24 protein-coding genes and 1 pseudogene are annotated in these 25097 nt (G+C 37.0%); 19 read left to right on the top strand and 6 right to left on the bottom strand.

The genetic code is table 11. The features are described 5' to 3' along the window. Positions 1-201 precede the first annotated feature (201 nt). From metK to MKY78_RS02850, 3 genes are all read left to right on the top strand, one after another. A complete protein-coding gene (gene metK / locus MKY78_RS02860) occupies positions 202-1392 on the top strand; it encodes a methionine adenosyltransferase (RefSeq protein WP_339217806.1) in 1191 nt (396 codons plus the stop codon). Continuing rightward, the gene (locus MKY78_RS02855; RefSeq protein ID WP_339216030.1) at positions 1392-1877 is read left to right on the top strand and encodes an aminotransferase class I/II-fold pyridoxal phosphate-dependent enzyme; all 486 of its coding nucleotides are present in this window, start codon (positions 1392-1394) and stop codon (positions 1875-1877) included. Before metK ends, MKY78_RS02855 begins: the two co-directional genes overlap by 1 nt. A 287-nt stretch (positions 1878-2164) precedes the next feature. Beyond that, positions 2165-3004: a hypothetical protein gene (locus tag MKY78_RS02850; RefSeq protein WP_339216028.1), complete on the top strand. Its 840-nt coding sequence runs from the start codon at positions 2165-2167 to the stop codon at positions 3002-3004. A 196-nt stretch (positions 3005-3200) separates the two neighbouring features. Here the strand turns inward: MKY78_RS02850 and MKY78_RS02845 are convergent, their stop codons facing one another. After that, on the bottom strand, positions 3201-4067 hold the full coding sequence (locus MKY78_RS02845; protein WP_339216026.1) for a cation diffusion facilitator family transporter: 867 nt from the start codon (positions 4065-4067) through the stop codon (positions 3201-3203). Positions 4068-4283: 216 nt separating this feature from the next. Here MKY78_RS02845 and MKY78_RS02840 point away from each other — a divergent pair, with 216 nt between their 5' ends. The 3 genes and pseudogenes from MKY78_RS02840 (at position 4284) to MKY78_RS02830 (ending at position 6807) form a co-directional block, all read left to right on the top strand. After that, positions 4284-4517, top strand: coding sequence for a hypothetical protein (locus tag MKY78_RS02840; RefSeq protein WP_339216024.1), 234 nt, complete (start codon positions 4284-4286; stop codon positions 4515-4517). A 127-nt stretch (positions 4518-4644) separates the two neighbouring features. Continuing rightward, positions 4645-6105 carry a methyl-accepting chemotaxis protein gene (locus tag MKY78_RS02835; RefSeq protein WP_339216022.1) on the top strand — a complete coding sequence of 487 codons (1461 nt, stop codon included), beginning with the start codon at positions 4645-4647 and terminating at the stop codon, positions 6103-6105. Positions 6106-6246: 141 nt separating this feature from the next. After that, positions 6247-6807: pseudogene (locus MKY78_RS02830) on the top strand (AAA family ATPase). Positions 6808-6985: 178 nt separating this feature from the next. On the opposite strand, the gene MKY78_RS02825 reads toward MKY78_RS02830, so the two are convergent. Together MKY78_RS02825 and MKY78_RS02820 are read right to left on the bottom strand one after the other, a co-directional pair. After that, the gene (locus MKY78_RS02825) at positions 6986-7369 is read right to left on the bottom strand and encodes a hypothetical protein (RefSeq protein ID WP_339216020.1); all 384 of its coding nucleotides are present in this window, start codon (positions 7367-7369) and stop codon (positions 6986-6988) included. Positions 7370-7961: 592 nt separating this feature from the next. Continuing rightward, positions 7962-8873 (bottom strand): zinc dependent phospholipase C family protein, encoded by a 912-nt coding sequence (locus tag MKY78_RS02820; RefSeq protein WP_339216018.1) that lies wholly within the window; start codon positions 8871-8873, stop codon positions 7962-7964. A 200-nt stretch (positions 8874-9073) separates the two neighbouring features. Here MKY78_RS02820 and fumC point away from each other — a divergent pair, with 200 nt between their 5' ends. From fumC to MKY78_RS02800, 4 genes are all read left to right on the top strand, one after another. Then, a complete protein-coding gene (gene fumC / locus MKY78_RS02815) occupies positions 9074-10459 on the top strand; it encodes a class II fumarate hydratase (RefSeq protein ID WP_339216017.1) in 1386 nt (461 codons plus the stop codon). Between the two features lie 586 nt (positions 10460-11045). Next, positions 11046-12308, top strand: a complete 1263-nt coding sequence (ltrA, locus tag MKY78_RS02810) for a group II intron reverse transcriptase/maturase (protein WP_188384654.1) — start codon at positions 11046-11048, stop codon at positions 12306-12308. Positions 12309-12556: 248 nt separating this feature from the next. Beyond that, positions 12557-12766: an alpha/beta-type small acid-soluble spore protein gene (locus tag MKY78_RS02805; RefSeq protein ID WP_339216015.1), complete on the top strand. Its 210-nt coding sequence runs from the start codon at positions 12557-12559 to the stop codon at positions 12764-12766. 169 nt (positions 12767-12935) lie between these two features. Then, positions 12936-13136, top strand: coding sequence for an alpha/beta-type small acid-soluble spore protein (locus MKY78_RS02800; protein WP_339216014.1), 201 nt, complete (start codon positions 12936-12938; stop codon positions 13134-13136). A 189-nt stretch (positions 13137-13325) separates the two neighbouring features. Here the strand turns inward: MKY78_RS02800 and ugpC are convergent, their stop codons facing one another. Both ugpC and MKY78_RS02790 read right to left on the bottom strand, forming a co-directional pair. After that, positions 13326-14423: a sn-glycerol-3-phosphate ABC transporter ATP-binding protein UgpC gene (gene ugpC, locus MKY78_RS02795; RefSeq protein WP_339216012.1), complete on the bottom strand. Its 1098-nt coding sequence runs from the start codon at positions 14421-14423 to the stop codon at positions 13326-13328. A gap of 128 nt (positions 14424-14551) precedes the next feature. Beyond that, positions 14552-15433, bottom strand: coding sequence for a helix-turn-helix domain-containing protein (locus tag MKY78_RS02790; RefSeq protein ID WP_339216010.1), 882 nt, complete (start codon positions 15431-15433; stop codon positions 14552-14554). A gap of 250 nt (positions 15434-15683) precedes the next feature. Between MKY78_RS02790 and MKY78_RS02785 the strand changes: the two genes are divergently transcribed. Both MKY78_RS02785 and MKY78_RS02780 read left to right on the top strand, forming a co-directional pair. Continuing rightward, positions 15684-16034 (top strand): YlbF family regulator, encoded by a 351-nt coding sequence (locus MKY78_RS02785; protein ID WP_339216008.1) that lies wholly within the window; start codon positions 15684-15686, stop codon positions 16032-16034. Positions 16035-16192: 158 nt separating this feature from the next. After that, positions 16193-16966 (top strand): enoyl-CoA hydratase, encoded by a 774-nt coding sequence (locus MKY78_RS02780; protein WP_339216006.1) that lies wholly within the window; start codon positions 16193-16195, stop codon positions 16964-16966. A gap of 297 nt (positions 16967-17263) precedes the next feature. Here MKY78_RS02780 and MKY78_RS02775 read toward each other — a convergent pair whose 3' ends face one another. Beyond that, positions 17264-17449 (bottom strand): YhzD family protein, encoded by a 186-nt coding sequence (locus MKY78_RS02775; protein WP_339216004.1) that lies wholly within the window; start codon positions 17447-17449, stop codon positions 17264-17266. 164 nt (positions 17450-17613) lie between these two features. Here MKY78_RS02775 and MKY78_RS02770 point away from each other — a divergent pair, with 164 nt between their 5' ends. The 7 genes from MKY78_RS02770 to MKY78_RS02740 all read left to right on the top strand — a co-directional run bounded on the left by MKY78_RS02770 (position 17614) and on the right by MKY78_RS02740 (position 24982). Then, the gene (locus MKY78_RS02770; protein ID WP_339216003.1) at positions 17614-17823 is read left to right on the top strand and encodes a helix-turn-helix transcriptional regulator; all 210 of its coding nucleotides are present in this window, start codon (positions 17614-17616) and stop codon (positions 17821-17823) included. Continuing rightward, positions 17813-18088: a DUF2178 domain-containing protein gene (locus MKY78_RS02765; RefSeq protein ID WP_339216001.1), complete on the top strand. Its 276-nt coding sequence runs from the start codon at positions 17813-17815 to the stop codon at positions 18086-18088. The genes MKY78_RS02770 and MKY78_RS02765 overlap by 11 nt, the downstream gene beginning before the upstream one ends. Before the next feature lie 59 nt (positions 18089-18147). Beyond that, the gene (locus MKY78_RS02760; RefSeq protein ID WP_339215999.1) at positions 18148-18465 is read left to right on the top strand and encodes a DUF2178 domain-containing protein; all 318 of its coding nucleotides are present in this window, start codon (positions 18148-18150) and stop codon (positions 18463-18465) included. A gap of 19 nt (positions 18466-18484) precedes the next feature. Beyond that, positions 18485-19384, top strand: coding sequence for an ABC transporter ATP-binding protein (locus tag MKY78_RS02755; protein ID WP_186869318.1), 900 nt, complete (start codon positions 18485-18487; stop codon positions 19382-19384). Further along, on the top strand, positions 19377-20618 hold the full coding sequence (locus MKY78_RS02750; protein ID WP_339215997.1) for an ABC transporter permease: 1242 nt from the start codon (positions 19377-19379) through the stop codon (positions 20616-20618). Before MKY78_RS02755 ends, MKY78_RS02750 begins: the two co-directional genes overlap by 8 nt. A gap of 160 nt (positions 20619-20778) precedes the next feature. Next, the gene (locus MKY78_RS02745; protein WP_339215995.1) at positions 20779-21999 is read left to right on the top strand and encodes a DNA repair exonuclease; all 1221 of its coding nucleotides are present in this window, start codon (positions 20779-20781) and stop codon (positions 21997-21999) included. A gap of 7 nt (positions 22000-22006) precedes the next feature. Next, positions 22007-24982 (top strand): AAA family ATPase, encoded by a 2976-nt coding sequence (locus MKY78_RS02740; RefSeq protein WP_339215993.1) that lies wholly within the window; start codon positions 22007-22009, stop codon positions 24980-24982. The last annotated feature ends 115 nt before the right edge of the window (positions 24983-25097 follow it).

Below are 25097 nucleotides of genomic sequence, written 5' to 3'. Positions count from 1 at the left end.
AATAGCCGCTGAGACGAGGGGTCGAAGATGCGGTGGCAAACCAGTTTGATTAATAGTCAGATATGGGGCCCAACCTGAGCGCAAAACAGCTTTGTTTTGTGAACAATAAGAGGATAGCAGCTGATATTAATCGAAGCTTTCCTTAGGTTGTAGGAGAGCTTTTTTTATGCCCTGAAATGAAAAAAATGGAATGGATGGTAAATTTTGTCAGAGAAAATATTATTTACGTCGGAGTCTGTATCAGAAGGACATCCGGATAAAATTGCCGATCAAATTTCTGATGCAATATTAGATGCTGCATTAGAACAGGACCCATATTCAAGGGTTGCCTGTGAAGTATTTACAACAACTAATACAGTTATTGTTGGTGGTGAAATAACTACCAAAGCGAATCTAAATGTGGAAAAAATTGTCCGAAACACGCTGATTGGGATTGGGTACACGGATGATCGTTATGGAATTGATGGAAGTTCTTGTAATGTAGAAGTACTGCTTCACACTCAATCACCTGATATTGCTATGGGAGTAGATGTCTCCAGTGATAGTAAAGCAATAGGAGCTGGTGATCAAGGAATTATGTTTGGTTATGCAACAGATGAAACGGATTCTTACATGCCATTAGCAATTGAAATGGCTCATAAATTAGTGAAACATGCTTCTCAACTCCGTAAACAAGGTGAATTCACTTGGGCACGCCCGGATATGAAATCACAAGTTACCATTGATTATACGAATCCTCAACAGCCCATCATTGATACGGTTTTAATGTCTATTCAGCATGATGAGGACTTTGATAAAGATAAATTTGAAACGTATGTAAAAGAAAGTATTATTAAACAAATTGCACGTGATTACGGAATGAATGAAGAATTCCGTATTTTGATTAATCCGACTGGTCGTTTTGTTATTGGTGGCCCACATGGTGATACAGGACTAACTGGTAGAAAAATTATTGTCGACACCTACGGAGGAGCTGCTAAGCATGGTGGTGGAGCGTTCTCTGGTAAAGATAGTACTAAGGTAGATCGTTCAGCTGCATATGCTGCACGTTATGTAGCGAAAAATATCGTAGCTGCCGGTTTTGCCAAACGTTGTGAGATTCAATTATCTTATGCGATTGGTGTCAGTGAACCCATTAGTATTTCTATCGATACATTCGGCACAGAGACAGTCGAACATGAACAATTGCTTAAGGCCATACGAGAGGTATTTGATCTTACTCCTGCAGGTATTATTAACATGCTGAACTTGCGGAAGCCACAATATAAACAAGTGGCAGCATATGGACATTTTGGTCGTCATGACTTAGATGTTACATGGGAAAGAACTGATAAAGTAGAAGCATTACAAGAGGCGTTAGCAAACTATGCATATGCTGGGGTTCTACGGTAATGAACCATTTAAAGGAGCTTGTTGCGAGTCCAATTCCGTTATTGAATCAAGATAAGATGCCTTTATTTGATTCCCTAGTAGAATATGCTAAACAAGATGTAACCCCATTTGATGTGCCAGGTCATAAAATGGGTTCTGCTATGAGTCCGTTGAAGGAAGTACTTGAGGAAATGGCGCTACGAATGGATGTTAACTCCATGAAGGAATTAGATTTGTTAAGCCATCCACAGTCCGTTATTAAAGAAGCACAGGATTTAGCTGCCGATGCCTTTGGAGCAGAGCATGCCTATTTTCTAGTAAATGGAACAACTGTTGGAATTCAAACCATGATTATGGCGACATGCAAACCAGGCGATACATTACTAGTTCCTAGAAATGGTCATAAATCTGTAATGGATGGGATTATTTTAAGTGGAGCAAGACCAGTGTTTATGAGCACCATGTGCACTATCTACGATGACGGCAATGTCTTGAGCATGTGCTAATTGACATATCTTCTCTAAATGTATCTCGTAGCGAATGGATAACTAATCTTTTGTTTGCAGAAAATTTGATCGCAAAATCAAATGCTTCTAGAGACAAGGGATTAGTATGCCATTTCGCCGGGAAACATCGATAAGCTATATTGCTATAGCTGAAAATTGCACGACTGCTACGTATTCCCCCGGAATGCTGTACATTCTAATCCCCTCTCTATTTAGGAGGGGTTTTTTATGTTGAATAATTAGCTATCTTTTCTAGCTTATTATGAAATAATAGGGGGAATTTGATTATGGATACGAAGTTAATATTGGTAGAAGGCTTACCTGGATTTGGAAAATCAACGACAGCAAAACTTATCTATGATTCCTTAATGGAAAGGAACATAGATGCAGAGTTGTATTTGGAGGGAGACCTACATAACCCAGCCGATTATGATGGAGTTGCTTGTTTTACGAGAGAACAGTATGAGAATTTGTTATTACACAGTGGGGGATTTAAAGAAGCTATTAAAGATTTTATACAAGTAAAAGATCATCATTATTTTTTACCTTACGAGATAATGAAACGTCATCTGAATAGGCAATTTCCAGATCCGCTAATGAGCAAGGTATACGAGCATGATATCTATGAACTTCCATTCGAACGAAATAAAGAGCTAATTGCAAAAAAATGGGAAGAATTTGCCCAGGAATACGCTATTGGCAATAAAATCATTATTTTTGAATGTTGTTTTATTCAAAACCCAGTAACAATTGGAATGGTAAAATACAATGAACCAAAGGAAAAAGTGTTAGCGTATGTTTTAACGTTAGCGAATATCATAGAAAAACTAAATCCTGTCTTAATTTATGTGGAACAAGACGATTTGGAATTTTCCTTTGAAAAAGCGGTTCAAGAGCGACCGAAAGCATGGTCTGACGGATTTATAGATTACTATACGAATCAAGGATTCGGGAAGGAACAGAAATATAATGGGAAAGAGGGAGCTTTAGCAGTACTTGAGGAGAGGCAGAAAATTGAAGCGGAGATCTATGATAGGTTAAGTATGACAAAATTCAAAGTTAATAATTCAACTTATGATCTAGTAGGATATAAGAAGCTGTTAAATGACCGATTATTTAGCTTGTAACCACATAATTGATAATAGCTCCGGAAAAATGCAGAATACTAACTACGATATACTCTATACGCTTTCGTGCTTCGATCATTTATCTCTGAAGTACCGGAGCTTTTTCCGGAGCGTTTATAGGTCATGTCTATTGTTTCTTTATAGTGGTTGAACTTCTTCGTAAAGCCATACCACAAACAACGTAAGCTAAAGACATTCAATTTAGATATGGTTCAATATGAATATGTGTGTACAGTATTCCATATTCATTAGCAAGCTTTTTTTCAATCCGAACGGTAATGTCATGGCTTTGGATTACGGTAAGATTGGGGTCCACTTTAATCGTTACATCCAGTACGGACTGATTACCAAGTGCTCGTCCTTTAATATCTGGTACAATTTTTACCTCTGGGAATGTTTTAATTTCTTGTTTAATTTTTTGCAAGCGTTCCTCATCAAAAGCATCGGTTAATGATAAGGTTGATTCTTTAAAAATACCCCAAGCTGTTTTACAAATAATCAATCCCACAATTAACCCAGCAAGTGGATCTAGCCAATAAATTCCGAACTGGGCACCTATAATTCCAATAAATGCCCCTATACTTACAAGTGCATCAGAGCGATTATCCTGTGATGCCGCATATAATGCACTACTATTTACTTTTCTTGATAAAGAAAGATTGTAGCGATAAACGATATACATGATGATTGCTGAAGCGATAGCTGTCCAGGCAGTTAGTAGGTCAGGCTTTGTTGCGTTCTCTCCAAACATGTTACCTACCGTAGCAAAAATCACCTGTAATCCGACTGCTACCATAATAAATGCTGCTAGCAACGATGCAATCGTTTCTGCCCGATAATGCCCATAGCGATGATTATGATCAGGTGGCTTCTGCGAGATTCGTAATCCAATTAAGATAGCAATGGAGGCAACAATATCCGTTGAGTTATTTAAACCATCTGCCCATAATGCATCGGAATCGCCTACATGTCCGATTGACAGCTTTGTTGCCGAGAGAAAAAGGTATGCGAAAATACTGATCCAAGCACCTTTTTCCCCTCCTTTTATATTAGGTTGGTTCATTAAACTACCCCCAAGAACTGACGTAATGTATCTATGTTTTAGCGAACCTATATTGGTCTAGTAAAAGTTTCAAGTTTATAAGAAGGTCATGTTATCAGTATGTTTCCTATCTCCAATAATATGAGCAAGTTTCATCTTGTACGTTTTGTAAATTTTCATTGCAATTATTCGAAAAATTTAGGATAATATTAATAAAGGAACAAAGGGGCATATCCAATGAAAAAGGAAAAGGTAGTTTACCGCTTTCATCCGTATAAAGGAAAGGTCCTGATTGCTAAAAGAGAAATATCCTTTGAAATTAAGCTGTCATCACGGTTATTCTTAGATGAGTTATGCTTTAACTGGAATAAGAGAATGCTTGAAGAAAGAATGAATCAATCGATTCAAAAAGGAAATAAGGACGAATTTACAAGCATTCGTAAAGAATATTTACATTATATTTGGGAATAAATCTACTGTGCATCAACAGCCTTGCCGACGTTTGGTGAGGCTGTTTTTATATCAGGTAGTAATGAGTAACTAACTTTCTCAGCCTATCTTAAAAAATATATAAAAGGTAATTAAAGGGGATAATACGATGAATTTAAATGAAACAATCATAAAAAGGCAGAATCGAATATTACTGTATATTTTACTTATTGCATTTTTACTAGGACTTGGAGCGGAACTTGTCGTGATGGCACCTTTAGGAAATTTGTTAGCGCTTACGATTGGCGGAGGTATCGGTATCGGGTTAATCGCGTTATTAAATTATAAAGCAATATTTACGAAGGCGGTACCATATATCGCTATTGTTTGCTTAACAGGTGTGTCACTCGTCGTTATGCTCAGCTCAGATTATGTTACCAATATGTTATTTACCTTCTTTCTTCTGGCTGTTGCAGCTGTATCTTTATCGAAGGCGGTGCTTACAACTGGGGGAGTTTTGGGACTTATTTTATTAGGGTTCTTTATTTCTGTAAAGGGTGAACTAGTAGGGTTTGATACAAGAGCAGCAGCAATTACAGTCGTGTTTTTCGCATTAGTATTTCTTGTGTTATTCATTCAAATTCGAGTGACCAGAGGTTTTATCCAATCGATGCAACAAACAGTAACAGAACTCAGAGCTAAATCGGTACAGGAAAAGGAGCGAGCAGCAAATGTTCGAGAAGGCGTTCTTCATGTTAGAGAGCAAATGGCGATGATGGAACAAGATAGTAGCATGAACCAAAAGCAAATGAGCGAGATGCTAGCAGCGTTCCATAATATTGCGAAGGCAAGTCAGGAACAAGCGGAGTCCGCTTCCGGAATATCTGAAGCGACGAATTCAAATCATAAATTATTAGAGAAAATGATGGTATCGTTTAGTAAAAGTGTAGAAGATGGTGAAGATTTAATCCAATTATCAACAATGGGACAAGAATCCATCCAATCCTTGACAGTAACGATAAATGACTTTAAACAGTCGTTTGAAAAACTAACAGAGAACATGGAAAGCCTTGTTTATCGAATTGACGAGAATAATACATATGCAGCAAAAATACAAGGTATTGCAGAGCAAACTAATCTTTTAGCTCTCAATGCAAGTATTGAGGCTGCCCGTGCTGGGGAGTTTGGAAAAGGATTTTCGGTAGTAGCTTCAGAAATTCGTAAGCTTGCCGAAGTATCACAGCATACTGCCAAGCATATTAGGGAGAACATGACGATGATTGAGCATGCTGCAAAACATACTCAATCTGAGGTAGCTCAAAATAAAGAGAAATTAATGGTAAGTACGGAGCGTACATTAGTCGCTAAAACAAATTTTGAAAAAATAACCGAGCAATTACATAACTTCATTAAGTATTTGAACTATTTAAATGAAAGTGCTGGTGAAATTAAAGATTCTTCCGAGCATATTGATCAATCCGTGGATCATCTAGCTTCTATCATTGAGGAAACAACAGCCACAATTGAAGAACTGGAAGCAATAGTGGATGAACAGGTTAATCGAATGGCTAATTTTGTTACTGCCATTGAGTCGACAACTAAAGCTGCTGCCTCATTAGAGAATGCGTAAAGAAGCTAATTTGCTCCATAGTTAGCGCATGGATTCTTAGTGTGTGGAAAAAGGGAAGAAGTGTAACGAAAAGTTACTTAAGGAAATGACTTTTATGTTACCGTACAGTCTGTTGTACGGTTTTTTTGAGGAGGGACATATATGAAGCGATTAGTCATTATCACCGTTGGGAAAACACATAGTGGTAAAACAACATTTGCTCGAATGTTAGAGAAAAGATTAACCAATTCAATCGTAATGGACCAGGATAATCATGCAGCTTTTTATCAATGAGTATTATGAAAAACTTCAACCGAAACAAGGACCAAATACGTTAAAACATGCTATTTCCAAACTAATAGTGGATTACACGGTAGAGCATACCAACCATCATCTTATTATTTGTAACTCAAACCGTTCCATTTATGACCGAAACTACTTAGATGAATTTCCAAAGGATGATTTCACTCGGATTCTAGTTTCTTTTGATATTCCAGATGAGATTCTCCTAGCCCGTATTCAAATCGTAATACGAATATATTTCGTAAAGTGACGAATTTTGAAGAGGTATTAGCAAGACAACAAGCAGACTCTAAAAGAAAAATGTTAGAAATCCTACACAAGAAGAAGCGGATTATTTGTTTGTGATAAAAGACAGTGAGGAGTGAGGAAGTTATGAAGGTAGTGGAAGAAATACGCCATATTGCAAATTTAGTTTGTTGATAATGCCTATCATAAGGAGGACAAGTGCTGTCCATGGCTTGGAAAAGGAAAAGATTTATAACGAAATTCAGATTGCATATCCGTGTTTTTTATGAACTTATCGATTCTTTTCCTTCTCCTGGTATTTCGTTACTAGGCCATGTATTATCCGGGAATAACTCCACCTTTGTTTGAAAGGTTATGAATTTGTAAGTAATCTCTCCTTCTTCAACCCTACTGAAACGGTAACAATGATACTACAAATACTAGTAGCAACGCCAAGAAGTCCTAAAACGATAATTGGAACACTAGGAAGGATTAATCCTACTAGGATTAGACCGAAAAAAGTCAAAACAATAAACCCTTGATAAATAGCGGAGATAATCTTTACTGCAAGATGATTAAATAACGATAAAATTAATGGTGGTAAAAATAACACGATTAGCATTCCAAGAGATGTCCATAGACCGACTGGATCATCGAATGAAACGGTATTAGGGCCAGTAGGATTGGAAGCCGCTAATAATAAAGTAACAATTGCTAACCCCAGTGTTAATAGCACCATTAAAAATTTTTTAAACAAGGTGAATCCCTCTTTTCATTTTGGTTATTATTCAGAGTGGCTAGTGGAAAGTAGTTTAGCTGGGAGCTATGTTCTCGCCACTAAAGTGTAACTACGTATCGTTTTTATAATAATCCTCGTAATGGTATTGGATTACTAAATTTTTCCTGCACCTATATACTACCATAATTTTCAAATAAACAAAGTAGAATAATTATATAGAATAGTCGATAATGTAGGGGCGTTATAAAGCACAAAGGTTAATGAGGTAGGTTAAAAAAGTATGATATGGAGGATTAAGGCAAATGTAAATATCCTTAGGTACACTTGGGTTTATTATTTGGTCGCAAGGAATCTTTGTTCGCGGGCGTATCAATTCACATTTTGGGCGGATGTACTCCGTCCCCGGGATTATCTATTCTCCTTTTGGTCGTATGCACTCCACTCCCGGGCCTATCTAGCCCCCCTCGACAAAAGGTAGCAAGAAACTTTACTACATCTAGTAGCCGTACTCAATAGCCGGCCTACTTTGGAAAATGGTACTTTCCAGAGTGGGCCGGACGATTCATTACTTTTCTAACTTACAAAACGTTGTTACATCCTAGTTTCGTACTTAAATAATTGGATCACAAAATTGATTTTGCAAATTACGATTTAATAGTAAGCCGGTATCATAAGAAATATCCCCAATTGATACCGCTAATTCCTCCAACTTTGTGCCATCGTTTTGCCAATAGCCTATTACTTTCTTCATAATCTCAACCGCTTCAATTCTACCCTGCTCATATAAATCAATAAAGCTTTTCTGACTAGGTTCATTTGTTGCAGGATGGTACCACGTGTTATGTTCTAAATTCAAATAATCTTTATGATCTAAAATTGGCTGATGAGAAAAAGAGGAGACCATAGAATGGAGTAGTTTATTTTTCCACCCATGTGGATCTGCTAAGATTTTCAGTGCTAATTTCATATCATTAAATGATTTAATAATATTCTTCCTTGTGTTCTGTTCCTGGTTTGGAAAGTGCTTTTTGATTGTTTGATAAAGCAATTCTGCTATGTCCGTTTTTAATTGCTTATTTAAATGGATTTCCTTATAAACTGGTGTTTTCCAGGTTTTTAGGTTTTTATACCGTTCCATCATCAATGTATCAATGATAATTTCCAATTTAGAATGATTATTTCCTTCATACCCAGCTTTATAATGGATATATGGATGTGCATTTCGATCTAATATATGGTGTGTCACAAATCCAAACGTATAATATTTTAGTTCATCAGATTGTCCTTTAACAGAACCGATTAAATCGATAAGGAATTCGCCACATTTTTCAGTATGCAGGAGGTTTCCAATATGATTAACGGAGCCATCTTTTTTCCATGGCCAAAAATTGAAATAAAAGAATGGGTCAGGACCTTGTGCACCTAAGTTTAAAATATAGCTATTTTTGGGAATTGACTTCGTAACACCTATTGAGTCAATTACTTCCTCACAAAAGAGCATATGGGTCCAAATATTAGGCATATAAAGTCCTCCTAATAAAAATAATGATATTTCCATTATAAGGGCAATCCAATTTAATAGGCATTACAATATTGTGAATTAATCTGGATACACATAAAAATATAACTTTTTGTTAATGGAGTAATGAATTTAATTCTCATTTTTAAAAAATTTGGTACAATAGAGTAGGAAAGACATTCATTACTGGGGAGGAAATACATATGGAATATCGTATAGAACATGATACACTGGGGGAAGTGAAAGTTCCTGCTGACAAGTACTGGGGTGCTCAAACTCAGCGCAGTAAAGAGAACTTTCCAATTGGAAATGAAACAATGCCAACTGAAATTATAAAAGCGTTTGCAATCTTAAAGAAAAGTGCTGCCAAAGCAAATAGTGATCTTGGATTAATGGAGCAAAAAAAGGCAGAAGCAATTGAATATGCTGCTGTACAAATTATTGAAGGTAAATTAGATGAGCATTTTCCACTTGTAGTATGGCAAACAGGTAGTGGTACACAATCGAACATGAATATGAATGAAGTGATTGCTCATGTTGGGAATAAATGGTTAAAAGAACAAGGTAGCGAGCTTACACTACATCCGAATGATGATGTAAATAAATCACAAAGCTCTAACGACACATATCCAACTGCCATGCATATTGCGGAAGTATTAAAGCTTGAAGATGTTTTATTACCAGCATTACGTCAGTTAAAACAAACATTTAAAACAAAAATGGAAGCTTTTGCGGATATTGTTAAGATTGGTAGAACACATCTACAGGACGCAACACCATTAACACTTGGACAAGAAATCAGTGGATGGCATCGTATGCTAGAGAAATCGGAAAGTATGATTGAATCTAGCTTACCTTACTTAAAAGAATTAGCGATTGGTGGAACAGCTGTTGGTACAGGATTAAATGCACATCCAGAGTTTTCTGAACGTGTTTGCCAAGAAGTAAGTAATTACACTGGAAAAGATTTTGTATCTGCAAAAAATAAATTTCATGCCTTAACAAGTCATGATGAAACAGTCTATGCCCATGGTGCATTAAAAGGGCTTGCTGCGGACTTAATGAAGATTGCAAATGATGTTCGCTGGTTAGCTAGTGGTCCGCGCTGTGGAATTGGTGAAATTACTATTCCGGCAAATGAACCAGGAAGCTCTATTATGCCAGGTAAAGTAAACCCAACCCAAAGCGAAGCGGTTACGATGGTCGTGGCTCAAGTAATGGGAAATGATGCGGCAATTGGTTTTGCAGCGAGCCAAGGAAACTTTGAACTAAACGTATTTAAACCAGTCATTGCCTATAACTTCTTACAATCATGTGAGCTATTAGCTGATAGTATGCTGTCATTTGATGAGCGTTGTGCACAAGGAATTGAGCCAAATTTAGAGCAAATCGATAAATATCTTAATGATTCACTTATGCTTGTGACAGCTTTAAACCCTCATATCGGGTATGAAAATGCAGCTAAAATCGCGAAAAAAGCATTTGCAGATAACGCGACACTGAAAGATACTGCGATTGAATTAGGCTTATTAACTGCTGAAGAATTTGATCAATATGTGAATCCGAAAGAAATGACTCATCCAAAATAAAGTAAAAGGAATCCCGTCAAGTGGGATTCCTTTTTTAGTAGTGTGCCAGGCATGCACACATTCTCTAGGGTTGAAGTCCTGAATCACGAAGGCAGTAGTAGTGATTAGCTTAAGACAAGGGTGTCTAGGGTGACCTAGAATCTGAAGGAAGTCAGCGGCAAATCTCCGCCTCGAGGAACACAAACTTCATATAAGGCTAGATGTTCTTGGATGAGACTGCTATACAAGTTGAAGTCCTTACTGCCAAAGGGAGCATAGAGTAAATGGAGCGAGGACATGGAGAGGAAGAATGTGTGCTTACCCTGGGAGGTCTGATAGAAATGCGGTACACCTGCCGTAACCGAACATGAGAATGTTCGCTGAACTATCAGAAGTCAGCCGAAGCCATAGTACCGAATGCTCCTAGGGTATTCGGGAAGGGCTGAATCATCTAAGGAGAATTGCCACTTTGCATACGCAACACTTGATGACGCAGAAACATAAGAACCTTCCTAATGGAGGAAACGATGAATCTCGTGGGGGACATTAGAAGGGCTGAAAGTAGTTGCCACATAAGAAGGACGGACAATTCGCGTAGGAGTTCGATATCATGTTGGAAAGAATACTATCACGGGAAAACTTAATACAAGCACTAAAACGTGTAGAAAGAAACAAAGGAAGTCATGGTGTGGATGATATGCCTGTACAAAACCTACGAGCACATATCATGAAACAGTGGACTACCATTCGGGAACAACTCGAAAAGGGAACCTACTACCCTCAACCTGTTCGTCGTGTCGAAATCCCGAAACCAAACGGTGGGAAGAGAAAGTTAGGTATCCCTACCGTGACAGACCGATTCCTCCAACAAGCAATCGCACAAGTCCTAACGGAAGTTTACGACCCTACATTTTCGCGATACAGTTATGGATTCCGTCCAAACAAGCGCGGACATGATGCGGTGAGACAAGCTAGAAATTATATCAAGCAGGGTTACCGTTGGGTAATCGATATGGATTTAGAGAAATTCTTCGATAAAGTAAATCATGACAGACTGATGCGAACATTAAGTAAAAGAATTCAAGACCCAATGGTCTTGAAATTAATCAGAAGATATTTACAGGCAGGAATTATGGAAGATGGGTTAGCTTGTCCTAATACAGAAGGTACTCCCCAAGGAGGCCCCCTAAGTCCACTACTTTCCAATATTGTCCTCGATGAACTGGATAAAGAACTGGAGAAAAGAGGACTTCACTTCGTCCGTTATGCAGACGACTGTAATATCTATGTTCGCTCCAAACGTGCGGGTTTACGAATCATGAATACTATCACTAAATTCATAGAAGAGAAACTGAAACTCAAAGTAAATGGAGACAAAAGTGCGGTAGACCGCCCATGGAGACGCAAATTCCTTGGATTTTCTTTTACCATCCAGAAGGAAACCCCGAAAATCCGGGTTTCAAAAGAAAGTGTAAAACGCTTTAAACAGCGAGTTCGTGAACTGACTTCTAGAAGGAAATCGGTGGCGATGGATAGAAGGATGGAGAAACTAAATCGATTCCTAATAGGTTGGTTAGGCTACTACCAACTGGCAGAAACGCCTTCTTTATTCAAGAAACTAGATGCCTGGATAAGAAGAAGGTTACGAATGATTCGTTGGAAGGAATGGAAGAAAGTCCAAACAAGGTACCATAACTTAATTCGATACGGAATTAAGAAAGGAAAAGCGTGGGAATGGGCTAACACAAGAAAGGGATACTGGCGAATAGCTAAAAGCCCAATCTTGCATAAAGCCCTTGACGACCAATATTGGTCAGGCCAAGGGCTAAAGAGTCTATTTAGTAGATATCAAACGTTACGTTGGACTTAGATGGAACCGCCGTATACGGAACCGTACGTACGGTGGTGTGAGAGGTCGGAGGTTAATCGCCTCCTCCTACTCGATTACCTTTCCTCAACAATAGCCGTTTATTTGCCACTATATCAATGCTCCATATCTATCTAAAACGTTACTTACCAGCGAATTATATACATATATAGTTAACCACAATTTACCAATGTTTTTTTGTGATAAGTTTTTTACTTCTGCTCACAATATAATTACAGGAGGTGATAAACATGGCTAACAACAACAGCAATAACTCAAACCAATTAGTAGTACCTGGTGCTGAACAAGCTTTAGAACAAATGAAAATTGAAATCGCTTCTGAGTTTGGTGTAAACCTTGGTGCTGATACTACTTCTCGTGCTAACGGTTCTGTTGGTGGGGAGATCACTAAGCGTTTAGTACAAACTGCTCAACAACAATTATCTGGTAGAATTCAATAATGACTGGCTATAAGGGGGGAGCCCCCCTTTTAAAAACCGTTCTAATAGGGAAAGTCTCTGGCTTTCCCTTTAGCTTTCTATTTTTTCATAAAAACCTATTATTGCCATTCATTTCTTGTGATAAGATAGCATGTTCTGTTCACACTAACTAGTACAGGAGGTGATAAATATGGCTAACAACAATTCAAACCAATTACTAGTACCAGGAGTAGAACAAGCACTTGAGCAAATGAAATATGAGATTGCTTCTGAGTTTGGTGTTACTCTAAGTGCTGACAATACTTCTCGCTCTAACGGTTCTGTTGGTGGAGAAATTACTAAGCGTCTAGTACAAACTGCTCAACAACAAATGTCTGGAAAAACTCAATAATAATGGCTAGGAGTAGTAAAGCTCCTTAAAATAGAAGGAAAAGTCCTAGTGGGCTTTTCCTTTTGTATAATTGTTACCTGTATTATTTACAAATTTATTGAAATAATTCCCTAAAATTAACAAAATATATGTTTGGTAATAAAATAAAGCTCGTTATTATTAAAAATAACGAGCTCAATCTTTGATATGTTATTTTATTCTCTCTTCTGTTTCGGCGTCGAAGAAGTGTACTTTGTTCATGTCTAGTGCTAGGTCTATCGTTTCTCCGCCATTAATATCAGTTCTTGAATCCACACGAGCAATGAAATCTTGCTCATTTATTTTAGAGTATAAGAATGTCTCTGCTCCCATTAATTCCGCAACGTCAATATAAGCTGATATTTTAGTATTAGGAGAGGATTCGATAAATATTAACTCATCGTGAATATCCTCTGGACGTACACCTAGAATGACTTCCTTGTCTGCATAGCCTTTTGCCTTGAGATCCTTTAGTTTTCCTTCTGGGATTCTAATCTTTACGTCATCCATTACAAAATCAGAGCCTTTTACTACTCCTGTAAAGAAGTTCATGGAAGGTGAGCCAATAAATCCACCAACAAATACGTTATTAGGATTATCATAAACCTCTTTAGGTGCACCGACTTGTTGGATAACACCATCTTTCATGACCACTAAGCGCGTAGCCATCGTCATTGCTTCTGTTTGGTCATGGGTTACATATATCGTCGTTGTCTGTAAGCGTTTGTGAAGCTTCTGGATTTCTGCACGCATTTGTACACGTAATTTCGCATCTAAGTTTGATAATGGTTCATCCATTAAGAATACTTTTGCATCACGGACAATCGCACGACCTAATGCAACACGTTGACGTTGTCCACCGGAAAGAGCTTTTGGTTTACGATCTAAGTATGCTTCTAGACCTAAAATTTTTGCCGCGTTTTGTACACGTTTGTCAATTTCGTCCTTTTTAAACTTACGTAGCTTTAATCCAAAGGCCATATTATCATATACATTCATATGCGGATATAGGGCATAGTTTTGGAATACCATCGCAATGTCACGGTCTTTAGGAGCGACATCATTCATTTTCTTATCATCGATGTATAGCTCTCCGTCCGTGATTTCTTCTAGACCAGCAATCATACGTAATGTCGTGGATTTACCACATCCAGAAGGTCCGACAAAGACAATAAATTCCTTATCTTGAATGTGTAAGTTAAAATCATTAACAGCTACTACGTCCTTATCATACTTCTTTTGAATGTGTTCTAAGCGTAATTCAGCCATGTACAAGTCCCCCTTAAAAAAATGAAAGCGTTTTTATAATCTAAATTAATTATAGTAAATAGGGCGGATGGACAAAATAGTAAACATGCACAAAGATATGGCTGCTCTTTGTGCATGTTTACATAAAGTTATTTATTTAACGCTAGGATGGCCAAATATACGGTAAGTGCTTGATGAAATATACGAACATCAATCCCCGTTTTTTCATAGAATTTATCAATACGGTATTGCAGGCTATTTCGGTGCATATATAGTTTTTTGGCAGCGACAGAGACATTTAGATTACTCTTGAAGAAGACCTCCATCATCGTAATGAATTCGTTGTCTCGCTGGAATTCCTGTAGGATTAATTTAGGTAAATCTTTCATAATGGAAGAATCAACGTGATCAACTACTATATGTGGAATTGCCTCTAAAAAGCTTATAACATGAAGCTGTGTACTTTTAAACGATAGCTTTGCCCCAGCTTTTATTTGTTGATAATATTTTTTTATTCCTTCATTCGAATGGAAATAAGGACCTACAAAAAAGCGTATATTGATATATAAATCACTAATTAAAATATCAATAATTTCCTTGTATGAAATGGCATCTTCTAATTCAGGATAAAACGATTCGATGATAATACCTTCCTGCTCATTTTCCCATAAAATAGGAACTTCCTTTTCGAACAATTGATTAATAGCATCTTTAAATGCAGATAGTTCGATTTGATTGGATGGCAATTGGAAGTAGACAAATCGAAAGGTAGAATTGTTATTCGGACACTCATCAGTATGAATCCAATTTTTCCACTGCTTTTCTTCGTCTGTCATAGATGGAAACAAGTTATGATATGGAGTTAGAAACGTACTTAATAGAAGCAAATCTTTCTCCTGTAAATCATCTGGATGAATTCCGACTAATTGAGAGTCTGAAGTTAGGAACCATTTTAATCTATTATTTAATTTTGCTGGAATGGTTGTATAGTGTTCGAGAGAAGGAAAGTACGCTTTTAAATTATCAATCAATTAAAAAACCTCATTTTCATTAGAGTTATAGTAATTATACCAATATAATCGCTATTTAAAAAAGTATCATTTATGTCAGTAAAAATATATAACCAAGTCTGCTTGTCTCCAGTTAGCCTTTCGTAATCCCCGTATAGATAGTTCACCTAGTGTGAATCTTAACTTAATAATCAAAAGTTAATAGCTATTAGTATACATACCCCGTTACGTTTGATATAGTGGGGGTAATCTAATCAAGGAGGAATTTGTTTTGTCTAATATGTATGATAGCGCCTATGATTTAGAAAAGGCGATTCGTGATAGTGAGGAATTTAAAGGACTAAAGGACGCATTTGAAGCGGTTATGGGAGATCCAACTGCAAAGAAAACATTTGAAGATTTCCGTGATACACAAATGGAACTACAACAAAAGCAAATGCAAGGTCAAGAAATTACCGAAGAAGAGATTGACAATGCCCGTAAAGTAGTGGAATTAGTCCAACAACATGAGGCAATTTCACAATTAATGGAACATGAGCAACGTTTAAATACGGTAATTAATGAAATTAGCCAGATTATTACGAAGCCATTAGAAGAACTATACGGTTCTCAACAAGGTTAATATATGAAAGAGCGAGGAGAATATCCTGGCTCTTTTTTTAATTCTTAAATTACGTGCTACTTGTCATTTAAACTGTTTTTAGCATAATAGCAGGAATTATCATCTTGTCTAGCGAATAATGTTATAGCACGTTCTAGTTAAATGAGGGGGGAATGAAAATGACGTTTGTGACATTGGAAAGTAAGGAGCATGTATCGTATATTACCTTAAATCGACCAGAGCGATATAATGCACTCCATAAGGAAATGCTTGAAGAACTTCTAATTACAATTGAAAAAGTGGAACAGAATAATGACAGAATTGTTATTCTTTCTGGGAATGGGAACGCCTTCTGTGCAGGTGGCGATATTGCCATGATGAAGGACTTTGCTGATAAAGCGTTCTTTGATCGTGTTATGGACACGATTGCTCAGATTGTGCGGAAACTTTACATGATGCCGAAGATCGTCATCTCCAGTGTTCAAGGCTCAGCTGCTGGATTAGGATTAAGCTTGGCACTAACTGCTGATTATGTTGTCGCGCACCAAGAGGCTAAATTTGGAATGTTATTTATTGGAGTAGGTTTAGCTCCTGATGGTGGGGGGCATTTCTGGGCGGAACAGCGTCTTGGGACACAGCAAGCGAAGCAATTTATTTGGGGAAATCCAAGACAGGTTAAAGCTACTGAAGCAAAAACAATGGGACTAGTAGATATTGTAACGGAAAAGGATGTATTGGAGGAGTCTCCTAATCTTGGGCAGCGGTTACTTGCTTCTCCACTTGAGGCAATGCTTAGAACGAAAATGACCTATCACAACCTGCATGTCGAAACATTAAATTATTATTTAGAAAGAGAAAAAGAGAACCAATGGCAGCTGAGAAGTACGGAGGATCATAAAGAGGGCGTACGCGCGTTTTTAGAGAAAAGGAAACCGAGCTTTGCCGGTAAATGAGAATATGAATAATTTGGAAGAATCGTAATCAGAGTAGTATGCGGAGGTAATTCCCCATCTGTCGATTTCTCAATAAAACGGATAAAGTCGTGAGAGACTCGTATTAGTTCGCGCGGCCTTCATTAAAAGTCACGCCATTATGGATGTGTCGCGCGACTTTTAATGAAGGCCGCGCTGTTTTTCTTCCATATTGCGCGACTTTTGTAATTCCGGTGCGATTTCCGAAGGTTTCCGCGCTATTTATACTTTGTGCCGCGTTATTTTAAGTACTAGCTAACCTTCTGAGTGTAATTTCTATTAACGGTGGAACAATACTAGCTTTGCCTCTGGTGAAACACATCGATGTGTATGCTCTAGATAACCTTTTTGTGCAAGTCGTTCTTCTCCTGTTTTTTTTGCTTCTTGATCATTGGCAGCTTGAAATGACTCATCCAATAATTTCTCCCCGGATTTATCAAAAACAGTTAATACATATGTCTTCATCGTTTCCCTCCTGAAGTTTTTCTTATTGTTTATTATTCGACTTTTATTAAAAAAATCCTTCTATATAAATGTATAGAATGTAAAATGTAAAGTTCCCTTGACTTTGATGCTTGATGTATAGTACACTTTACGTAAAGTTAACTTTACACGAAGCGGGAGATAGTATGAAAACATTAATTCGTGAAAAACGAACAGAAAGAAATATGACTCAGGAAGATTTATCACAGCTTTTAAAAGTATCGAGGCAAACCATAATCTCATTAGAAAAGGGGAAGTATAAGCCTTCTCTTGTACTTGCTCATAAATTAGCGCAAATTTTTGAATGTAGTATAGAAGAATTATTTATTTTTGAGGGGGATGAGAATGTTAAGTGAATTAGAGAACCCATGGGTAATTATTATGTTATTAGGAACATTTATTTGGCTACTAATCGCTTACTTAATCCAACGGCGAATTAGGAAGAAAGCACATTATTATGATGAACGTAATCAATATGAAACGAACCGGGCAAAGGCTAAGAGTTGGGATATTATGTTCCTTATCATGATTATTTCTATCCTAATTGTATTAATTGTGGAAGGGGTCTCCTTTAGTTACTTTTTCCTCGTGGGGTTATTTTTTTACACATTCTTTCCGTAGGGGGATCAGCACTATTTTATCATTTCAAAAACTCATAATAATTTACCTGGGGGTATACCATGTTTAGTCAAACTTTTTTAGAAGCACCATGGCTTGTATTCATTTTAGCTTTAAATTACTTATTCATGCTAATCATTTTCTTGATTCAACGAAGAATTGGAAAGAAAAACCATCGCTATGATGAGCGTTATTATCAGGTGAATAATCAAGCGAAAGGACGCACGTGGGATATTATGCTAGTTATTATGCTAATAGCTACACCGGTTGTCATCATATTTGATGGTATTGGATTTGCCTTTTTCTTGATAAATGCGTTATATGTTCTTCATTGTATCATCATGGGAATTGCTGCCGCCTATTATAGTGCTAAGGAATAGAAAGGAGTGGATAGATTCGATGACATTACTAATAAAAAATGTAAGCAAGCGATTTGGCAGACATACTGCTGTTAACAACTTAAGCTTAGAAATACCAGAGAACGAAATGTTCGGGTTTCTAGGAGGAAATGGTGCAGGAAAAACGACTACATTTCGTATGATCCTTGGATTACTTGATCAGACTTCTGGGGAGATAACATGGAACGGGGAAAAGATAGATTATGATAAAAGTAGTTTGATAGGTTACCTGCCTGAAGAGAGAGGACTATATCCCAAGCTAAAAGTAAGGGAGCAAATTATTTATCTAGCTCGTTTGCGTGGGATGGGAAAACGAGATGCGTTAAAGGATCTTGAAGCGTGGTTGGAGCGATTTAAAGTACCTGAATATATTGACAAGAAGGTTGAAGAGCTGTCTAAGGGGAATCAGCAGAAGATTCAATTCATTTCAGCCGTTATCCATAAACCGAAGCTATTAATATTAGATGAACCATTCTCAGGTTTAGATCCGATCAATGTAGAGTTGTTGAGGAAAGCTGTTGTCGATTTGAAAAATGAAGGAACTTCGATTGTCTTTTCATCCCATCGAATGGAACATGTAGAGGAATTATGTCAGCACCTATGTATATTACATAAAGGAACTCCAGTTGTGCAAGGGGCATTACGTGAGATTAAACGCTCCTTTGGTAAGAAAAACTTAATTATTCATGCTGATATGAGTTTAGATTTTTTAAAGACTATTCATGGTGTAGTCCACTACAAGCAGACTATGGAAGGCTGTTTAATACAGATTACCGATGAGGAAGTATCACAGGTTATTTTTCGTGAACTGCAAGGGAAGGGATTTGTGCGGAAATTTGATTTAGAAGAACCATCCCTAAACGATATCTTTATCGAGAAAGTGGGTGCTCACTATGAATAAGTTTTGGATTATGACAACTCATACGTATCTATCCAAATTGAAAACTAAAGTATTCTTCATTAGTACTGCTTTAATTCTTGCCTTTTTAGTTCTGCTAGTAAACTTTGAATCGATTATTCTAACCTTTGCTGGAGAAGATGAAGATAAGATTGCTGTACTAGATGAATCAGGTGAGCTATTCGATTTGATGATCATACAGGAAAATAATGATGAACTTATTTTGGAACCTTTCATCCAGTCACTGGGAGAGGGCAAAGCATTAGTCAGTGATGGGAGCTATGATGCGCTTATTACACTTGATTTAAACCAAGAAGGATTACCAGAGGCTACCTTTTATGCGAAAAATATGTCTGATAGTCAACTTCAAACAAAGGTTCAGCAGCAGCTGCAACAACTAAAGACAACACTAGCAACAGCGCAATTAGGAATCGATCAAGTAGCTATAAATGAAGTGTTCTCACCGATAGCGATGGATACAGTTGCATTAAATGAGAGTGGAAAATCAGCAGAGGAAATGAATCAAGCACGGGGTATTGTCTATGTGATGCTGATTTTACTCTATATTGGTGTCATCATGTACGGTTCTCTCATAGCAACCGATGTAGCGACAGAAAAGTCCTCTCGAGTAATGGAACTATTAGTTTCTAGTGTTTCGCCAATTACCCATATGTTCGCGAAAATTATAGGAATCGCTTTATTAGGTCTAACACAGATATTTATCTTTGTATCATTAGCTTATATGATGTTGCAAGCAAAAGGGGAACAACTAAGTGAATTTCTTGGCTCGTTTGGCTTACAAGATGCCTCCTTAACCATTTTATTGTATGGCATACTATTTTACTTACTCGGATATTTATTATACGCCACATTAGCGGCTATGCTTGGATCGTTAGTTAGTCGAGTAGAGGAAGCTAATCAGATGGTTACACCAATTATTTTATTAATTGCAGTTGCCTTTTTCTTAGCGATGTTCGGAATGAATGTTCCTGAATCTTCCATTGTAACGATAACATCGTTTATTCCTTTTTTTGCACCAATGCTTATGTTTATTCGAGTTGGTATTTTGGATGTTCCAATCTGGGAAGTGTTTCTGTCTGTAGGAATTCTAATAGGAACCATTATTCTATTTGCCATTGTTGGTGCGAAGGTCTATAAAGGTGGCGTGTTAATGTACGGAAAATCTAGTTCTTTTAAAGATATTAAAAAAGCTATTTTATTGACGAGAAAAGAATAATGGTGTTTAGAGGATTATTAATGATAGACTAGGAGGGCATATGTAGCATAAAACCGCTAATTAAAGCGGTTTTTTCTATGGAGAAATTTTGTGGATCTAACTACGAACGTGCATTCGTCTTTGGGATTTGATAGAATAAAATGAAAGAGGAGGGATGATATTGGAAAAGAAGATTTCCTTTATTCATGCAGCGGACCTACATTTGGATAGCCCTTTTAAAGGATTATCGGATGTAAATGAAACAGTATTCCAAGAGATACGGCAAAGTACGTTTACAGCACTTAATAATTTAGTAGCTGTAGCCATTAAGAAAAAAGTAGATTTTGTTTTGTTAGTGGGAGATTTATTTGATAATGAAAAGCAAAGTTTAAAAGCACAGATTAGCTTACGGAACGCCTTCGAAGAATTACAGCGCCATCACATTGATGTGTATGTATCGTATGGTAATCATGATTATGTAGAAGGGAATCGGTATCCCATTACCTATCCAGAGAATGTTCATGTCTTCCCTGATGAGCAGGTACGCTCCTTTACGTATGAAAAAGATCATATTCCATTAGCTACTATCTATGGATTTAGTTATGAGCGACGAGCGGTAGTGGAGAACAAGGTGAATCAGTATAAAAAAATAGACGAGCAAATTCCTTTCCATATTGCTATGCTCCACGGAAGTATAGAAAGTAACACCGAACACGATACATATGCACCATTTAAACTAGGTGAGCTTCTAGAAAAGGATTTTGATTATTGGGCACTAGGTCATATTCATAAGCGAGCGGTATTAAAGGAGAATCCTTCTGTCGTATACCCGGGCAATATTCAAGGGCGAAATAGGAAGGAATCGGGTGAGAAAGGGTGTTATTACGTTGAGATGGTCAAAGGAAAGCAATCATTAGAATTTATTCCATTGAACGCAATTGAGTATGGTCACATAACAATAGATGTGTCAGAATGTGAGACGATTCATCAGGTTGAACAACGAATAACAAAGCAACTGAAAGAGTTAGATGTTGCACTACCCCTATTAGTTGACTTGGAGTTACACAGCAACAAGGATACAATACTTGAATGGAAGAATGAAAATCTATTACAAGAAATAGTAGAGATATGGAATGAGAGCTTTAGCCAGCAGAAAAACTGGATCTATATATTTCGATATACAAGTAAATATACCAACATAGCATTACCAAACTTGAGAGGGGAGCATTTTCTCGGCGAACTAACGATGAACGTAGACCATTTCTCCTCAGCTTCACACCTAACAGACTTATATCAACATAAAGAAGCGAGAAAGTATTTGGATGTTTTATCGGAGGAAATGGAAGAGCAGATTAAAAAGGAAGCTTATGAGCTTGTTTTACATGAGCTTATGAAGGAGTGATGCTTTCATGAAACTACTTCAAGCAACTATTTATGGTTTTGGAAAATGGGTTGATTATCATATTGATTTTAGTAAAGATTCATTCCTAACAATATATGGAGAAAATGAGTCTGGGAAAACTACTCTGCAGCGTTTTATTTTATTTATGTTATTTGGAATGCCACCGAAACAGCGCAAATTTTATCAACCGAAAACAAGTAGTAAGATGGGTGGGAGTTTGACGGTTTTTGATCCTGAAGTGGGCATTTACACAATTGAACGATTAGCTGACACGCGAAATGGAGTAGCAATATGCCATACAGCGGATGGGGAAGAACATGATGAAAATTGGCTTCGTGATAAACTACATGGGATAGATGAGAAAACCTATCAAGCTATCTTCTCTTTCTCAGCTGCTGATTTGAGCAGATTACAAGATGTAAAGCAAGAGAATATTAGTGAAGTATTACTAGGAATTGGTCTCACAGGATCGTCAAAAATACATTCTATTGAAAAAAGGCTTGACCAACGAATAAGTGATTACTTTAAGCCTTATGGAAAAAATCCTGTAATTAATCAACAATTAGTGAAGCTTGAACAACTTCATGTCCAGTTACATGAGCTAGAGAATGAAGAATCCACCTATCGGGAAAAAAAGAATGCCATTATAGAGCTGGAAACCGATATTGAACACATTACCCAACAAATGAAGGAGTATAAACAAGCTCGGTACCAGTTGGATAAACTGATGCAAGTCTTGCCACAAGTTGAAGCATACAAGCAATATCAGCTAAGACTAAATGAATTACCAGAAGAAATTCCTTTTCCTGAGGAAGGAATAGAACGGCTAGAGTCATTAAAAGATAAATGGTATCCTCTAAAAAGTGAAAGGAATGTTTTAGAAAGAAATAGAGAAAAGCTTATTAGAGAACGAAAAGAAATACAAGACAAAAATAATGATTTTCCTTATGAAGAAGCGGTAGCTGTTTGCTCCAAATTTGCAGATTATCAAAAAGTGAAGGAAAATTTATCCACGATTCAAGAGCAAATTAAAACACTAGATGCGGAAATTAATACAGGAATAACGGAATTAAATGTTGGGTTAAACAAAGATGACTTAGCCGGGCTTTCTCTCCCGTTCCATTTGGAAAAGCAGTGGGCTGATTTGAAACAGACGTATGAGAGTTTAAAGCAGCAGCTGGAGGTAAACAAGGATAGTATACAGCTTCAACAAGCAAAACAGAATAGACTAGAACAAGAATTACAAGATATTGAGTTATCCTTACTTAAGCCAGAGGAAAGAAAAGAGCTTGAGGAAGTAATGGAAGCATATAAAGAATCGAAATTACTTCATGCCTTACAAAAGGAGCATATAGAAAAACAAAAAAATTGGAGCAAGACAAGGCAACAAACGAATAAGCGGATAGGGCTTTTCTTAAGCTTAAGTGTTTTCATTGGTACTTTCTTCGGTATACTAGCATTCGTGCTTAAAGACTATGTATATGTTAGTATAACTGCTGTGAGCCTACTTTTTGGAGTCACACAATGGATCTATGGTAAAAAATCGATTCATCATATGGAAGCAATGCTCAGACAGACTATTCATCCACAATCCGACAATATCGTGATTACCGAGGATGAAAGAGCGAAGGCTGCGAAGATCCTTGAAATAAATCGAGAAAACTTACGAGATATTGAATTATTAGAGGACAAATTAAGAGATTCTGATATTACGCTGAATCAATTAAGAGAACAGAAAATCTTATTGGAACAACGAGAATTGGAATTGGAAAAAGAAATAGCTAATCAAAGACATATATTTACTTTTCTCTCTCATGTTGAGGTGGTATACTGGCAGGAGTTATTTCATTCATTAAGAGGATTATTGAAAGATGTTAAACAAGTAAATGAATTACAAATACAAGAACATGAGCATAATCAAGAGCTAGAACGCTATCAGGAGACGGTTAATCGATTTTTCGAAAGACATCATATTGAAAACACACCTCGAACACTATTAGCAAAATTAGAGTTTTTAGAGCTAGGGATTGAACAATTTCGCCACCGAGAAAAACAGCTTCACCAAACGAAACAATCGTTAAGGGAAGTAGAGAAACAATTAAATGAAATAGTAATGAAGTGTGACACGTTAGAACAAGAAATGAATTCGCTCTTTATGGTTGCCAATGTAAAGGATGAAGAAGCGTATTATTTGAAAGCGAGAGAGTTAAAAGAGCAAAAGGAACTTGTGAATCATTGTGAGCAAATAAAAGCACAGTATTCTAGCTTTTTTACGAAGGAAAGATGGGAAGAGATAGTAGCTTGTCCACCAAAGCTTAGCAATATCGAGCTAGAAGTGACGGAGATTCTTCAGGAAATCCAACAATTGGAGGAAGAAAGGGAAAAGAAACGTAATCAATTAGCCCAATTGAAGCTAGACATCAAGCGATTAGAAGCTTCCGAAACGTATTCGGAAATGATCCATAAGTTTGAGCAAGAAAAGGAAAAGTTAAGGAAGCTTGCTCGTGAATGGGCTATTCATAAAGTAGCAAAAGAGTTACTCACGGAAACGAAAGGAAACTTTCGAGATAAATATTTATCTAAAGTGATGGAAAAGACAACACATTTTTTCCAGCTATTAACCAATCAGGTCTATATCAACGTTTATCCACCAGTAGCGGATAAGCCGTTTGTAGTGGAGCGAGTAGACCATATTCGTTTTCAGGTACAGGAATTGTCACAAGGAACCATAAACCAATTATATGTGGCACTACGATTAGCAATTAGTCTCGTAATGAGTGAAAGCTTGCGAATGCCATTTATAATGGATGATGCGTTTGTTCACTTTGATGTGGTAAGATATGATCGAATGATTTCGATTCTAAATGAGATATCAAAGCAGCATCAAATTCTATTATTTACGTGCAAAGAGGATATCCCATCGAGAATGGACAATAAGAACTTAATCCGGTTGACAAATACTGTACCCTTAGTAGAAAATTAGTAATAAAATAATGTATACGAGTTACTAGTTAGAAAGCTAATGGATTGGATCATACGAGATGAAATAGCTTTATTTATATCATGTGTTGGGCTTCGTATATCAAGCATAAATGGAG

The organism is Ornithinibacillus sp. FSL M8-0202, from assembly GCF_037975285.1.
In the GTDB taxonomy this organism is placed as follows: Bacteria; Bacillota; Bacilli; order Bacillales; family Amphibacillaceae; genus Ornithinibacillus; species Ornithinibacillus massiliensis.
Note: the sequence above shows the minus strand (reverse complement) of the source record. Positions and strands in the feature narration are given on the sequence as shown.

Coding starts and splice junctions, on each gene's coding strand:
- MKY78_RS02855 (WP_339216030.1), top strand. CDS start 1,392: ATGAACCATTTAAAGGAGCTTGTTGCGAGTCCAATTCCGTTATTGAAT.
- MKY78_RS02775 (WP_339216004.1), bottom strand. CDS start 17,449: ATGAAGACATATGTATTAACTGTTTTTGATAAATCCGGGGAGAAATTA.
- fumC (WP_339216017.1), top strand. CDS start 9,074: ATGGAATATCGTATAGAACATGATACACTGGGGGAAGTGAAAGTTCCT.
- MKY78_RS02750 (WP_339215997.1), top strand. CDS start 19,377: ATGAATAAGTTTTGGATTATGACAACTCATACGTATCTATCCAAATTG.
- MKY78_RS02755 (WP_186869318.1), top strand. CDS start 18,485: ATGACATTACTAATAAAAAATGTAAGCAAGCGATTTGGCAGACATACT.
- MKY78_RS02805 (WP_339216015.1), top strand. CDS start 12,557: ATGGCTAACAACAACAGCAATAACTCAAACCAATTAGTAGTACCTGGT.
- MKY78_RS02835 (WP_339216022.1), top strand. CDS start 4,645: ATGAATTTAAATGAAACAATCATAAAAAGGCAGAATCGAATATTACTG.
- MKY78_RS02770 (WP_339216003.1), top strand. CDS start 17,614: ATGAAAACATTAATTCGTGAAAAACGAACAGAAAGAAATATGACTCAG.
- MKY78_RS02740 (WP_339215993.1), top strand. CDS start 22,007: ATGAAACTACTTCAAGCAACTATTTATGGTTTTGGAAAATGGGTTGAT.
- MKY78_RS02760 (WP_339215999.1), top strand. CDS start 18,148: ATGTTTAGTCAAACTTTTTTAGAAGCACCATGGCTTGTATTCATTTTA.
- MKY78_RS02780 (WP_339216006.1), top strand. CDS start 16,193: ATGACGTTTGTGACATTGGAAAGTAAGGAGCATGTATCGTATATTACC.
- MKY78_RS02800 (WP_339216014.1), top strand. CDS start 12,936: ATGGCTAACAACAATTCAAACCAATTACTAGTACCAGGAGTAGAACAA.
- MKY78_RS02850 (WP_339216028.1), top strand. CDS start 2,165: ATGGATACGAAGTTAATATTGGTAGAAGGCTTACCTGGATTTGGAAAA.
- MKY78_RS02840 (WP_339216024.1), top strand. CDS start 4,284: ATGAAAAAGGAAAAGGTAGTTTACCGCTTTCATCCGTATAAAGGAAAG.
- ugpC (WP_339216012.1), bottom strand. CDS start 14,423: ATGGCTGAATTACGCTTAGAACACATTCAAAAGAAGTATGATAAGGAC.
- MKY78_RS02820 (WP_339216018.1), bottom strand. CDS start 8,873: ATGCCTAATATTTGGACCCATATGCTCTTTTGTGAGGAAGTAATTGAC.
- MKY78_RS02845 (WP_339216026.1), bottom strand. CDS start 4,067: ATGAACCAACCTAATATAAAAGGAGGGGAAAAAGGTGCTTGGATCAGT.
- MKY78_RS02765 (WP_339216001.1), top strand. CDS start 17,813: ATGTTAAGTGAATTAGAGAACCCATGGGTAATTATTATGTTATTAGGA.